General features: G+C 66.2%; 10 protein-coding genes. 6 read left to right on the forward strand and 4 right to left on the reverse strand.

From position 1 onward, the window contains the following. Nucleotides 1-60: 60 nt before the first annotated feature. Entirely contained in the window at nt 61-1227 is a 1167-nt protein-coding gene (locus C8C96_RS08500; protein ID WP_121943933.1) for an acetyl-CoA acetyltransferase, read from the forward strand. After that, nucleotides 1224-2735 carry an AMP-binding protein gene (locus C8C96_RS08505; RefSeq protein ID WP_121942038.1) on the forward strand — a complete coding sequence of 504 codons (1512 nt, stop codon included), beginning with the start codon at nt 1224-1226 and terminating at the stop codon, nt 2733-2735. The genes C8C96_RS08500 and C8C96_RS08505 overlap by 4 nt, the downstream gene beginning before the upstream one ends. A gap of 51 nt (nt 2736-2786) precedes the next feature. Here the strand turns inward: C8C96_RS08505 and prpR are convergent, their stop codons facing one another. After that, nucleotides 2787-4802, reverse strand: coding sequence for a propionate catabolism operon regulatory protein PrpR (prpR, locus tag C8C96_RS08510; RefSeq protein WP_255424895.1), 2016 nt, complete (start codon nt 4800-4802; stop codon nt 2787-2789). A gap of 287 nt (nt 4803-5089) precedes the next feature. Here prpR and C8C96_RS08515 point away from each other — a divergent pair, with 287 nt between their 5' ends. From C8C96_RS08515 to C8C96_RS08530, 4 genes are all read left to right on the forward strand, one after another. Next, a complete protein-coding gene (locus C8C96_RS08515; RefSeq protein WP_121942039.1) occupies nt 5090-5959 on the forward strand; it encodes an oxaloacetate decarboxylase in 870 nt (289 codons plus the stop codon). A 77-nt stretch (nt 5960-6036) separates the two neighbouring features. Further along, nucleotides 6037-7080: a tripartite tricarboxylate transporter substrate binding protein gene (locus tag C8C96_RS08520; RefSeq protein WP_121942040.1), complete on the forward strand. Its 1044-nt coding sequence runs from the start codon at nt 6037-6039 to the stop codon at nt 7078-7080. 42 nt (nt 7081-7122) lie between these two features. Continuing rightward, nucleotides 7123-7923 (forward strand): SDR family oxidoreductase, encoded by an 801-nt coding sequence (locus C8C96_RS08525; RefSeq protein WP_121942041.1) that lies wholly within the window; start codon nt 7123-7125, stop codon nt 7921-7923. A 100-nt stretch (nt 7924-8023) separates the two neighbouring features. Then, complete coding sequence (locus C8C96_RS08530; RefSeq protein WP_121942042.1) at nt 8024-8671, forward strand: DsbA family oxidoreductase; 648 nt, start codon at nt 8024-8026, stop codon at nt 8669-8671. Nucleotides 8672-8795: 124 nt separating this feature from the next. Here C8C96_RS08530 and C8C96_RS08535 read toward each other — a convergent pair whose 3' ends face one another. From C8C96_RS08535 to cphA (C8C96_RS08545), 3 genes are all read right to left on the reverse strand, one after another. Then, nucleotides 8796-9293, reverse strand: coding sequence for a CreA family protein (locus tag C8C96_RS08535; protein ID WP_121942043.1), 498 nt, complete (start codon nt 9291-9293; stop codon nt 8796-8798). Then, nucleotides 9290-11869: a cyanophycin synthetase gene (cphA, locus tag C8C96_RS08540; RefSeq protein WP_099729296.1), complete on the reverse strand. Its 2580-nt coding sequence runs from the start codon at nt 11867-11869 to the stop codon at nt 9290-9292. Before cphA (C8C96_RS08540) ends, C8C96_RS08535 begins: the two co-directional genes overlap by 4 nt. 98 nt (nt 11870-11967) lie before the next feature. Beyond that, a complete protein-coding gene (gene cphA, locus C8C96_RS08545; protein ID WP_121942044.1) occupies nt 11968-14175 on the reverse strand; it encodes a cyanophycin synthetase in 2208 nt (735 codons plus the stop codon). Nucleotides 14176-14252: the final 77 nt, after the last annotated feature.

The following is a 14252-nucleotide window of genomic DNA, read 5'->3' on the forward strand; positions in this document are numbered from 1 at the left end:
GTCGCTTGCCTACAGTGCTTGCCATCGCGCCGTCTTGGCGCACATCAACGGAGGATGGACATGGGCGTAGCGATCGTGGGTTGGGCGCATTTGCCGTTTGGACGGCTGGACGGCATGGGCCTGGAAGACCTCATCACCCGCGCGGGCCGCGAGGCCCTGCAGCACGCGGGCATCGACGGCACAGCGGTGGATGGCGTGTGGCTGGGCAACCTCAACGGCGGCTTCACGCCCGATGTGTTTGCCTCGTCGCTGGCCCTGCAGTGCGACGACGCCCTGCGGTGGAAACCCGCCACACGGCTGGAGAACGCCTGCGCGTCGGGCTCGGCGGCCCTCTATGCCGCGTGTGACGCGATCGAAGCCGGCCGCGCCCGGGTTGCCCTTGTCATCGGCGCTGAAAAGATGACCGCTGTCTCCGGCGCCGAGACCACGCGCATCCTGGGCGACTGCGGCTACTCCGGCGAGGCGGGCCACCCGCTTGGCGGCTTCCCGGGCATTTTTGCCTCCATCGCGCAGGACTACTTTGCCGCGCATGGCGACCACTCGGCCACCCTGGCACGCATCGCGGCCAAGAACCACGCCAACGGCGCGCTCAACCCCTGGGCCCACATGCGCAAGGATCTGGGCTTTGAGTTCTGCAACACCGTGTCCGACCGCAACCCGATGATTGCCGCGCCCCTGCGCAAGACGGACTGCTCGCTGGTGTCCGACGGTGCCGCAGCGCTCATCCTGTCGGCCGATGATGCAGTGGGCGACTTCCCCCGCGCCGTGCGCCTGCGGGCGCGGGTGCAGGTCAACGACTACCTGCCCATGGCGCGCCGCCGCGTGGTGGACTTTGAAGGGCCCCGGCGCGCCTGGCAGCAGGCGCTGCGGCAGGCAGGGTGCGCGGTGCACGACCTGTCGCTGGCCGAGGTGCACGACTGCTTCACCATCGCCGAGCTGCTCACGTACGAGGCCATGGGCCTGGCGCCCGCAGGCCAGGGCCACCGCCTGCTGGAAGACGGCACCGTGCTGCGCAGCGGCCGCCTGCCCGTCAACGCGTCGGGCGGGCTCAAGGCCAAGGGCCACCCGATCGGCGCCACGGGCGTGTCGATGCATGTGGTGTCGGCCATGCAGCTCGTGGGCGAGGCGGGCGACCTGCAGGTGCCGGGTGCCACCCTGGCGGGCGTGTTCAACATGGGCGGCTCGGCCGTGGCCAACTACGTGAGCATTCTGGAGCGCGCCCGATGAACATCGCCCACCTGCTGCGCCGCAGCGCCTTGCTGCACGCCCACCAGCACGCGCTGCTGCATGGCGACCAGGTGCTGTGGAGCTACGGCACGCTGGCTGCCCGCACCGCCGCGCTGGCCGCCCATCTGCGCACACGCTGTGGCGTGGCCCCGGGCGACCGCGTGGCCATCTATGCCGCCAATGCGCCCGAATACCTGGAAGCCCTGCACGCCATCCTGTGGGCAGGGGCGGTGTCGGTGCCGGTCAACTACAAGCTGCATGCCAAAGAACTCGCCTACGTGCTGACCGACTCTGGCGCGCGTGTGGTGCTGACCTCTGAAGCGCTGGCACCCGCCGTGCGCGAGGCCGGGGCGCCGCAAGACGCGGTGCTGGTCTTTGGCTCCGACGCATACCGCGCCGCAGTCGCCCACACGCCCATGGACGTGTGCGACCGCGCGCCGCATGACGTGGCCTCGCTGTTCTACACCTCGGGCACCACCGGCCGACCCAAGGGTGTGATGCAGACCCACCGCAACCTGCTGGCCATGACGGCCTGCTACTTCACCGATGTGGACGACATCCTGCCCGGTGACGCCATGGTTTACGCCGCACCCATGTCGCACGGCGCGGGGCTTTACAACTACGCCCAGGTGCTGCGCGGCGAGCGGCATGTGGTGCCGCTGTCGGGCGGGTTCGAGCCGGCTGAACTGGTGCAGCTCGCGGCCAGCGTGGGCCAGCTCACGCTGTTTGCAGCACCCACCATGGTGCACCGCCTGGTGGACCATGTGCGTGCCACGGGTGCCGACGTCTCAGGCTTCAAGACCATCGTCTACGGCGGCGGCCCCATGTACGCCGACGACCTGCGCAACGCCCTGGCCGTGATGGGCAACCGCTTTGCACAGATCTACGGCCAGGGCGAAAGCCCCATGACCATCACCGCCCTGTCGCGCGCCCAGCTGGCCGACCGCGACCACCCGCGCTGGGCCGAGCGCATGGTGTCGGTGGGAGTGGCGCAGTCGCTGGTGGAGGTGCGCGTGGTCGATGCCGCAGGCCAGCCTCTGCCGACCGGAGAGACCGGCGAGGTGGTGGTGCGCGGCGACACCGTGATGCCCGGCTACTGGAACAACCCCACCGCCACGGCGCAGACGCTGCGCGACGGCTGGCTCTACACCGGCGATATGGGCGCGCTGGATGCCGATGGTTTTCTCACGCTCAAGGACCGGTCCAAGGACGTCATCATCTCCGGCGGCAGCAACATCTACCCGCGCGAGGTCGAAGAGGTGCTGCTGCTCCACCCCCAGGTGCGCGAGGTGGCCGTGGTGGGCCAGCGCGATGCGGAATGGGGCGAGGTGGTGGTCGCCTTCCTGGTTGCAGGGGAGGGCGGTGCGGTGGCCGATGCCGTGCTGGATGCGCTGTGCCTGGAGCACATTGCTCGCTTTAAGCGGCCGAAGGAATACCGGTGGGTGGAGGCGTTGCCGAAGAACAGCTATGGGAAGGTGTTGAAGACGGAGCTGCGGGGCAAGGGGTAGTGCTGCGGCGGGGCGATGTTGTGGGCAGTGGGGTGTTATGGCAGCCCGCCATCACGCCCCATCTTCATCGGATGACCGCTCGTGGGCAGGTGCGCGCGCAAGTTCAGACGGTTTGTGGGTCGGTTTCCGACACCATCGCCAGAACGTCGACCTGCTGATCCCCAGCTCTGCAGCGGCTGCACCAGTGCGTCCGCCATGGCGCTCCAGCGCAGCCAGGGCCTGTGTGTGCCGATCGGGTTGTTCTGGCGGTTGCTCCGGTGTCGCCAGAGCAGCCAGGGCCTGTTCGATGTCTGGCCGTGCCGCAAGGAGTTCCGGGCATTCGTGACGTAGCTCGCTCCACTCCACCTTGTCGATGTGCCGGTACTGAGACAGCCAAACGGCGATGCGGTCACACATGTTTTCCAGCTCGCGCACGTTGCCGGGCCATGGGTGCTGTTCCATGGCACCTCCCCATTGGGCCAACACCTCAGCGGCGGTGACACCCGACACGCCGACCCGGCTCAGACTGTGGGCCAGCAAACGCGCAGCCAAGACTTGGACGTCGCCCTTGCGATCCCGCAGCGGAGGCAATGCCAACGTGAGGGTGTTGAGGCGGTAGTACAGGTCCTGGCGGAATTGGCGCGCGTTCACCATCTGCAGCAGTGGCTGGTGGGTTGCCGCTATTACGCGCACATCGACCGGGATGGACGTGACGGACCCCAAGCGGGTGATGCGCCGCTCCTGCAAGACGCGCAGCAAGCGGGTTTGCAGCGTGAGTGGCATGTCGCCGATTTCGTCCAGAAACAGGGTTCCCGTGTGGGCTGCTTCAAACAGCCCGCGCTTGCCGCCGCGGCGCGCACCGGTGAAAGCGCCTTCCTCGTGGCCGAACAGCTCGCTTTCGAGCAGCGTTTCCGGGAACGCCGCGCAGTTGATGGCGACAAACGGGCGACGCGCCCTTTGGCTGGCGTTGTGCATGGCCTGTGCAAAGAGTTCTTTGCCGGTGCCGCTCTCGCCGGTGATCAGAACGCTGAAGTCGGTGGCGGCATACCGGCGGGCTCTGGCGATGGCTTGCAAAAACGCGGGGGCTTGCCCCGCCAGGCTTTCAAAGCGGTGGCGCGCAGCGTGGTCACTGCGGCGGTGCTGAATGCGCAGGCTGTTATCGGCCTCATGGATGGTGCGTGCGTCGTACAAGGTCAGCGCCGCACCCATGGTGTGGCCGCCTTCGTAAATGGGCGTGCGATTGGCAATCCAGTCGCGGCCTTGCAGGCGCAGCACTGCGCCATGTTCGGGCTGGCCGCCTTCCAGCGTCTCGCGCAGCGACAGATCGGTGGTGACAGACGCGAGTAGTTCGCCCAAGCGCGGCGCACGCACCAGGCCCAAAATGCGTTGCATCGCTGGGTTGATGGCAATGATCTGTTCGGACTGATTCACCGCCAGGACCGCCTCTTGCAGCGTGTGCAGCACCGTGTTGAGCTGTTCGTATCGCCCGGCCTCCAGCTGCGCCACCCGCGCCAGCTCCAGGGCGTCTTCAAAGCCTTGGCGGATGCTGGCATGCGAATACGCCAGCAATCCAACGAGGCCTGCGTTTTCTGCCAGTTCCACCACCAGGCTGGACCCCACGACCACGCGGATTCCATCGCCATGCAGCTGGCGGATGCACGCGCGGGCCGCGTCTGGCGTCTGGTAGGCGTACTGGTGGATGTCGATGTTCAGCAGGCCCTTGACGGATTCCAGCTCCGGCAGCTTGTGGCCGTACATCACGATGCCCACGCGGTCGGCCGTTGCCCTCGCCTTGATAAGCGCCTGCAGGATGTCAAAGCCACTCAACTGGATGGTGGCCACCGGGGCACTGATCCCGCTGCGCAGCAGGCTGGCGTTGGACCCCGCGCTCACAAAGACATCGACATGCCCGCTGTCCAGGCGCTGGCGGGCCAGCTCAAGCGCCACCTCAAAGCTGCCGTCGATCACCTCGATATCCGCTCTGTCCCGGTATTCCGCCACGATGGGCATGGCCATCAGCCGGATCTGGCGATAGCTCATGAAGCAAAGGCGGGGGCGGCTGGCAAGTGGTGTGACGGGGGTTGGCATAGGGCGGACGGTTGTGCGGACGATGCGTGGGCTGTGCAAGCGTTTCAACGACAGGTCGTTGCGTTTTATTCTTTCTTGAGTGAAACACAAATATGAAACATTGGGGCGAATGGTGAAACATGCACGCCGCTGCTGTACGACGTTGTTGCGGAAAAAGTCAATCAAATCAATGGCTTACGGCAGATTGACGGGCTGGCACGTACTGTGCAACAGCTGCCTTGATACCACCCTGTTTGCAACATCACTCCATTGCCATGTCTGAATCTGCTCCTTCTTCCAAGCCCTCCATGCCCGCTCCTATCTCTTTGCGCCAGCGCCTGACCCAGCCCGGGCTGGTGATTGCCCCCGGGGTGTACGACATGGTGTCGCTGCGGCTGGCCGATACCTTCGGCTTTGATGCCTTGTACATGACGGGCTTTGGCACGGTGGCCTCGCACCTGGGCTTGCCAGATGCCGGGCTGGCCACGTATTCGGACATGGTGGGGCGGGTAAAAGCCATGGCAGGCATGGCCCGCTCCCCGCTGATTGCGGATGGCGATACGGGCTATGGCGGTTTGCTCAACGTGCGCCACACGGTGCAGGGCTACGAGGCTGCTGGCGCGCAAGCCATCCAGTTGGAAGACCAGGAATACCCCAAGAAATGTGGCCACACCCCTGGCCGCCGGGTGATCCCCATGGAAGACATGGTGCGCAAGATTCGCGTCGCTGTCGACAGCCGCAGTTCGTCCGATTTCCTGGTGATTGCGCGCACGGACGCCCGTACCAGCTTTGGTCTCGACGAAGCCTTGCGCCGGGCAGAGGCGTACGCCCGCGCTGGCGCAGACATTCTTTTTGTCGAGTCGCCCGAGAGCGAGGACGAGATGCGAAAGATCGGCCAAACCGTGGACAAGCCCCTGCTGGCCAATATGGTGGAGGGCGGGCGGACGCCTGTGCTGTCGCACAGCGAGCTGGAGTCCATTGGCTACAAGCTCGCCATCTTTCCGGTGACGGCCTTGCTGGCTGCCACCCAGGCCATGAAGACGGTGTATGCGCAGTTTCAGCGCACGGGCTCGTCGGTGAACAGCGACGCTGGCTTGATGCCCTTCGCGGAATTGACGCAGCTCATGGGTTTTGAGGACGTCTGGGCGTTTGAACGCCAGTACGCCGAGACACCCTGATTGGCGAAGCACGCGCCAGCTGAAGCCTTTCATGCCTCGACAAGACGATCCCAAAGCAAAACACGAAGGAGACAAACATGAAGCCCCATCCATTTCTCATCCAACACAGCCATGTGCCGCTTGCGTCCGCCATGCCGCGTCGGCGCAAGCTGCTGGCCCTGTCAGCCCTACTGTGCCTGGGCGTGGTGGCCGGTATGCCCACGGCCACGCACGCGCAGGACGTGTGGCCCAGCAAACCCCTTCGGCTGATTGTTCCTTTCACGCCCGGGGGCGTCACCGACACCAGCGGGCGTCTGATTGCCGAAAGTCTTGGCAAGCGCCTTGGCCAGCAGGTTGTGGTGGACAACAAGCCGGGCGCCTCCGGAAACATTGGCACAGCGCTGGCCAAGTCTGCGCCAGCAGATGGCTACACCTTGGTGCTGGGTTTTGACGGCACCATGGTGATCAATCCACATGTGTTTTCGAAACTGCCTTTTGATACGGCCAAAGACTTTGCGCCAGTCGGCAAGATTGGCGATGCCACCCTGGTGCTGGTGGCAAACCCCGGCGTGCCGGTCAAGGGCCTGGCCGATGTGATTGCCTTGTCGAAGACCCAGCCGGGAGGCCTCTCGTTCGGCACCTCGGGGACGGGGGGCACACCGCACATTGCCGGTGAGCTGCTCAAGATCCGGACAGGTGCCAACCTGACCCACGTGCCCTACAAAGGTGGCGGCCAAGCCATGACCGATGTGCTGGGGGGCACGATCCCGCTGGTGTACACGGCGGTGGCGGGCGCGCATGGACACATCAAGTCCGGCAAGCTCAAGGCCATTGCAGTGTCGAGTGCGCAGCGCACCAGCGCCTTGCCCGATGTGCCCACGTTTGCCGAGAGCGGTGTACCCGACTTTGTTGTCAACTCGTGGGTGGGGCTGCTGGCACCGGTGGGTACGCCTGCGGCGGTGATCACGCGCCTGAACACTGAACTGAACGCGGTGCTGAACGATGCCGCCGTGCGTGAGAAATTGCGTGTAATGGGCATCGAGCCGACCCCCGGCACAGCCGAGCAATACCGCGATGAAATCAAGCGGGACCTGGACCGGTATGGTGCCGTGGTGAAGGCGGCTGGCATCTCGATCGAATAAGGCGGCTGGTTCTGCACACTTCACCTTTCTCGGAGCAAGTCCATGGATCTGAATCTGAAGGACAAACATGTCCTCATCACGGGGGGCAGCAAAGGCATTGGTTATGCCTGTGCGGCGGCGTTTCTGGCCGAAGGGGCGCGCGTCAGCCTGGTATCGCGCAGCACCGAACACCTGGAGGCCGCACGTGGTCGGTTATCGGTGGATGTCCATGGCAGCGCTGGGCGCATCAGCGTCCATGCCGCTGACCTGCAGCAGCCCGAGTCGGCGGCGAAAGCGCTGTCGGCTGCCGAAACCGCCTTTGGGGACGTCGATGTGCTGGTCAACTCTGCAGGGGCTGCCCGGCGCACCCCGCCCGAGGAACTGAGCGCGCAGGCCTGGCACGATGCGATGAACGCCAAATTCTTCACCTACGTCCACATGGTGGATCTGGTGGTCAAGAAGATGGGCGCGCGGGGCCAGGGAGCCATCGTCAATGTGGTGGGCGCCGGAGGAAAGGTCGCCAGCCCCATCCATATGCCTGGCGGGGCGGCCAATGCGGCGCTGATGCTCATGAGCGCGGGCATGGCTGCCGCCTACGGGCCAAAGGGTGTACGCGTGAATGCCGTCAACCCGGGCGCCACCCACACCGAGCGGTTGCAGGCAGGGATGATCGCCACGGCACGCATGCACAATATCTCGGAGCAGGAAGCGCTTGCACAGGCGACGAGCAAGGTGCCGCTGGGTCGCCTGGCGCAGCCGGCGGAGGTCGCCAACGTGGTGCTGTTTCTGGCGTCCGAGCGTGCCAGCTATGTCACGGGCGTGGTTCTGACGATGGACGGCGCAGCAACGCCCATGGTGGTGTGATACCCGAAGCAGGCTTTGGTTGGTGCACCATTAAGCCTGCGGCCTCCGCGGTTTTGCAGCCCGTCCTACCATCCTGGCTTGCCATCCACAGACTCGACCCATGACCACCACCCTCAAAATCGATTTCGTCTCCGATGTCTCCTGCCCCTGGTGCATCATCGGCCTCAAGGCGCTGGAGCAGGCGGCGGACCGGCTGCAGGGTGAGGTCGCGTTGGACCTGCACTTTCAGCCTTTCGAGCTGAACCCGCAGATGGGGCCTGCGGGTCAGGACATTGGCGAGCACCTGCAAGAAAAGTACGGCGCCACGCCCGAGCAGAGCCTGAAGAACCGCGAGGCCATCGCGGCGCGTGGGGCGGCGCTGGGGTTTACCTTCAGCATGGACAAGCGCAGCCGCATCCACAACACCTTTGATGCGCACCGGCTGCTGCACTGGGCCGAAGAGAAGGGCGTGCAGCCCGCGCTGAAGAAGGCGCTGTTCACGGCGTATTTCACCGACGGGCAGGACCCGAGCAACCACGAGGTGCTAGCGCGTGTGGCGGGCGAGGTGGGGCTGGATGTGGCCGAGGCGCGTGCGCTGCTCGCCTCAGACCGCTACGCCGACGAGGTGCGCGAGCGCGAGCAGTTCTATCTGCAAAACGGCATCCATTCGGTGCCCGCGATCATCGTCAACGAGCGCCACCTGATCCAGGGTGGGCAGCCGGTGGAGGTGTTTGAGCAGGCGCTGCGGCAGATTGCCGCGCAGGGCTAGATGCTATTTATTTGATAGCTGCTCAGGTATATTGCACTAGCGCTACTGGCATGTACGATCAAAAAAGGGGCCTGGAGCCCCTTTTTTGATGTCTGAGCGATGCCCCGGCCACACCGGGCTACCGTCACTTGCGCAGCGGAATGGCGGTGGCGCGGTCCACGGGAACGGCGGTCACGCTGTTCTGGGGGGAGCCGTCGATGAGCTTTTCAGAGTAGGTCAGGTACACCAGCGTGTTGCGGGCCGGGTCCACCATGCGCACGATGCGCAGGCGCTTGAACAGGATGGACATGCGTTCGCTGAACACTTCCTCCTGTTTCTTCAGTGGCTCGGGAATGCTGATGGGGCCGACCTGGCGGCAGGCAATGGAGGCCTCGGCGCGGTCCTCGGCCAGGCCCAGCGTGCCCTTGACACCACCAATGCGTGCCCGCGAGACGTAGCAGGTGACGCCCCGTACGCCCGGGTCGTCATAGGCCTCGACGATGATGTCGTGGTCGCGGCCGATCCACTGGAACGCGGTGTCCACGGTGCCGATTTTTTCGCCCGATGCGGCCTGCACTGTGCCGCCCGTGAGGGCCGCAAGCGCCACAACGGCGGCGGTTGCCAACGTGCGCGCAGCGGTCATGCCGCGGTCTCGCCTTCGGTGCAGCGCTGGGCCAGGTGGGCCAGCGCTTCTTCGACCTGGTCCACCAGCACCAGGCACAGGTCGCCGGGTTGCAGGCGCTCCAGGGCGGTGTCAATGGCGATGAACTCGCCACGGATCTCTTCCACATGCGTGGTGCGCGGCGCACCGGCCAGGCCTTCGCGCAGCAGGGCCATCACTTCGCCGTCGGCGCGACCGCGCTGGGCGGCGTCCTGGTACAGGATCACGTCGTCAAACGCGGCGCCCAGGATCACGGTCTGTTCGCGGATGTCTTCGTCGCGCCGGTCGCCCGCACCGCTGATGACCACACTGCGGCGCTTGCCGGGCAGGGCGTCCACGGCCTGCACCAGGGCGCGCATGGCGTCGGGGTTGTGGCCGTAGTCGGCGATCACCGTCGCACCCCGGTAGTCCATGATGTTGAAGCGGCCGGGGGCGTTGTCGCTGTCGTTCACAAAGCCCGACAGGCCGCGGCGGATGGTCTGCCAGGGCATGCCCACGCCCCAGGCGGCAGCCACGGAGGCCATGACGTTCTCGACCTGAAAGCCGATCTTGCCGTTGCGCGTGATGGGCACGTCGCGCAGGTGGATGGTTTCGCGCCACGAGCCTTCGGAGGCGACGATGGAGTCACCATCCACGTAGACGGTGCGGTGGCCCTGGGCGCGGTGCGTGACCATCACGGGGTGGTGGCGGTCACTCGCAAAGTAGATCACCTTGCCGGGGCAGGCCGAAGCCATGGCCGCCACGATGGGGTCGGCGGCATTGAGCACCGCGTAGCCCGTGGGGGCCACGTTCTGCACGATCACGCGCTTGAGCACGGCCAGGTCTTCCACCGTGGTGATGTAGTTCAGGCCCAGATGGTCGCCCGCGCCGATGTTGGTGACCACGGCCACCTGGCAGCGGTCAAAGCCCAGGCCCTCGCGCAGGATGCCGCCACGGGCGGTCTCGAACACGGCGGCGTCCACCTCGGGGTGCAGCAGCACGTTGCGGGCGCTCTTGGGGCCGCTGCAGTCGCCGCTGTCGATCTGGCGGCCGTTCACGTACACGCCGTCGGTGTTGGTCATGCCCACGCGCAGGCCCTGGGCCGTGAACAGGTGCGCAATCAGGCGGGCGGTGGTGGTCTTGCCGTTGGTGCCGGTCACGGCCACGGTAGGGATGCGGCCGTCGTCGCCATGGGCAAACAGTTTGTCCACCATGGCCTGGCCCACGTTGCGGGGCTTGCCGTAGCTGGGGGCCAGGTGCATGCGCAGGCCGGGGGCGGCGTTCACTTCCACAAAGCCGCCACCTTGTTCTTCGAGCGGGCGCAGCACGGTCTCGGCCACCATGTCCACACCGCAGATGTGCAGGCCCACCATCTGGGCGGCGGCCACGGCGCGGGCCGCAACCTCGGGGTGCACGTCGTCAGTCACATCGGTGGCGGTGCCGCCGGTGGACAGGTTGGCGTTGTTGCGCAAGATGACGCGCTGGCCTTTCTCGGGCACCGAGTCGGGTGTCAGGCCCTGCATGGCCAGGCGGGCCACAGCGATGTCATCGAGGCGGATCTTGGTCAGCGAGGTGGCGTGGCCTTCGCCACGGCGGGGGTCCTGGTTGACCACGTCCACCAGCTGGCGCACGGTGTGCTCGCCATCGCCCAGCACCTGGGGCGGCTCGCGGCGGGCGGCGGCCACCAGTTGGTCGCCCACCACCAGCAGGCGGAAGTCGTGGCCGGGCAAGAAGCGCTCGACCATCACGGTGCCGTAGTCGGCCGCGTTCTTGTAGGCTTCTTCAAGCTGTGCGCGGTCGGTGATGTTGACGGTGACGCCCTTGCCCTGGTTGCCGTCTTGCGGCTTGACCACCACGGGCAGGCCGACCTTGAGGGCGACCTCCCAGGCTTCGTCCACAGTCTCCACCGGCTTGCCCAGCGGGACAGGCACGCCAGCGGCGTGCAGCAGGCGCTTGGTCAGGTCCTTGTCCTGGCCGATGGATTCGGCCACGGCGCTGGTCGAATCGACCTCGGCTGCCTGAATGCGGCGCTGCTTGGAACCCCAGCCAAACTGCACCAGGCTGCCGCGTGTGAGGCGGCGGTAGGGGATGCCCCGGGCCACGGCGGCCTCGACGATGGAGCCCGTGCTGGGCCCCAGGCGCTCGTCTTCGTCCAGCTCGCGCAGGTCGGCGACGGCCTTTTCGGCGTCAAAGCTGCCGTTGCCCAGCGCTGCCTGGATGAGTTGCTGTGCGTCTTCAAACGCCTTGCGGCCCACGGCTTCTTCGCTGTATTCGACAACCACTTGGTACACACCGACATCACTGGTGGCCGTGGTGCGCGCAAAGGTCACGGGGCAGCCGGCCTGCGCTTGCAGCGCCAGTGCTGCGGTCTGCAGCACGTGGGCCAGCGACACATCGCCGCCACCGGTTTCCGGGTGCAGGGCGCCGATGGCGGGGAACAGGGCCCGCAGGCGGGCTTCGAATCCGGCCATCTGGCCCACGGCGCGCTCGTTCTCGGCGCAGGTCACCACGGCCTCGATGGCCATGTGGCGGCTCCAGAGGTTGGGGCCGCGCAGGGCCCGGGTGCGGGTTACATCCATGGAAGTCTCTTTCAGTGGTCCATCAGAGCGCTGGGGCCCTGTTCAGGTCGTGGGATGTGGGGTCAAACAACAAACAAAGGCAAATGCACGAGAGGCCATCACGACCGCAGGGCGGCGGTGGGGACCAGTTCGGGCTCGAAGGTCTTGATGCCTGCGCCGATCAGGTCGGGGGCAATGTCCAGCGCCCAGGCCGTGCCGATGGCGGCCAGCAGGGCGTCGGTGTCTGGCACCACGGCGTTGCGGCCAAAGGTCAGGTCGGAGAGGGCACCCAGCACATGCTCGGCGCTGCCCGTGGCCAGCACCACGCGGCCGTTCTTCACGAAGACGGCGCGGCCATTGTCCTTGGCGCGGTGTTCGGCGATGACGGGCAGCGTGCCGTCCTGCGCATACAGCACCACGTCGCCGTCGGACAGGGGGGCCAGGTCGGCCACTTGGGCGATGGCGGCATTGAGCACCGCAGCGCCTTCGGCCAGCACCACGTCCACCTGGGTGCGCATCACCTTGGTCATCTGGTCCTGTTCGTGCACATCGAATTCGGACAGCGTTTCCACGCCGTCCATGTCGGTCACCACGCCCACCTGGCAGCGGTCATACGCCAGGCCGTCGCGCAGGATGGTGCGGGCGTCGCTTTCGATCACGGCGGCCTGCACCATCTTGTTCATCAGCAGGCGGTGGGCGGCTTCCCAGTGGGCGCAGTCGGTGGCCTCCACGCAGCGACGATCCAGAAACAGCCCTTCGCGGCAGGCCAGGCCGGTGTGGTGCCCGCTCAGGTGCAGCAGCCAGGCCACCACGCGCGAGATGGTCGATGTGCTGCGTGTGCCGGCCACGCCCACCAGCGGAATGCGACCGGCCTGACCTTCGTCATCGGCGTCGGAGGGGAACAGGTGCTCGGCAATTGCCTGGCCCACAGGGCGCGGCGCACCCACGGCGGGTTTCAGGTGCATGAGCAGGCCAGGGCCTGCGTTGACTTCGACAATCGCGCCGCCCTGGGTGTGCAGGGGCTTGGAAATATCGCGGGCCACCATGTCGATGCCTGCGATGTCCAGGCCCACCACCTTGGCGGCAAGCTGGGCGATGTACGCCACTTCAGGGTGCACGTCGTCCGTGCAGTCCACGGCCACGTTGCCATTGCGCTGCACCACCACTTGGCGGCCAGCGGCGGGCACCGAGTCGGCTTCAAGGTCCTGGCGCTTGAGTTCCAGCTGCACCTTGGTGTCGGTGGCCAGGTCGATGATTTCGAGCGGGTACTCTTCTTCGTAACCCCGGCGCGGGTCGGAGTTGAGCTGGGTGTCGATGAGTTCCTTGACGGTGGAGCGGCCGTTGCCGGTGATGGTGACCAACTCGCCGCGTGCTGCGGCGACCACCTTGCCGCCCACCACCAGCAGGCGGTGCTCGTCGCCAGGGATGAAGCGCTCCACCATCACGTCGCTGCCCTCAGGGTAGGCCACGTGGTAGGCCGCTTCGATGTCTTCCTGCTTGCGCAGGTCCAGCGTCACGCCCCGGCCGTGGTTGCCGTCGGAGGGTTTGACCACCACGGGCAGGCCGATGTCTTGTGCGGCCTCCCAGGCTTCCTCGGGGCTGTTGACGACCTGGCCTTCGGGGATGGGCACGCCGCAGGACTTGAGCAGGCCCTTGGTCAGATCCTTGTCGCTGGCAATGCCTTCAGCAATCGCGCTGGTGTACTCGGTCTCAGCGGTCCAGATGCGGCGCTGTCGGGCGCCATAGCCCAGTTGCACCAGGTTGCCGTCATTCAGGCGGATGTGGGGAATGCCCCGGTCGGTGGCGGCGGTGACGATGCAGGCGGTGCTGGGGCCGAGGTACTGGTCGTCCACCTCGGTACGCACGCGCGCCACGGCGGCCTGCACATCAAAAGGCTGGTCGTTGATGGCCGCCATGATCAGTGCATGGCCCTGGGCCAGTGCCACGCGGGCCACGCTTTCGTCGCGGGCGCGGAACACCATGCGGTACACGCCGCGCTGGCTGGTGCTGCGCGTCTGGCCGAAGCCGGTGGGCATGCCTGCCAGATTGAGCAGCTCGATCACGATGTGCTCCAGCACATGGCCGCACCAGGTGCCTTCCTGCAGGCGCTGCAGGAAGCCGCCGCGCTCGCCCACGCCGCAGTGGTGCTCGATCAGCGCTGGCAGCCAGGCCGTGAGGCGGTCATTGAAGCCGGGGATGGTGTTGGAGGGATAGTCCTCCAGCTCGCCCAGGTCCAGCCAGACTTCCAGGACCGGCCGGTAGGTCCAGATATTGGGGCCCCGCAGGTAGTTGATGCGAAGCAGTTGGATGTCGTTGAGTTTCGCCATGGATTGCAGCGGTTGTGGTTCCGGCCTTGGTAAGGGCTGTGCGGTAGAGGGACGAAAGGGAATTTTGTGGACGATGA

Origin of the sequence: Acidovorax sp. 100 (assembly GCF_003688355.1) — a bacterium.
GTDB classification, from domain to species: Bacteria; Pseudomonadota; Gammaproteobacteria; order Burkholderiales; family Burkholderiaceae_C; genus Acidovorax; species Acidovorax delafieldii.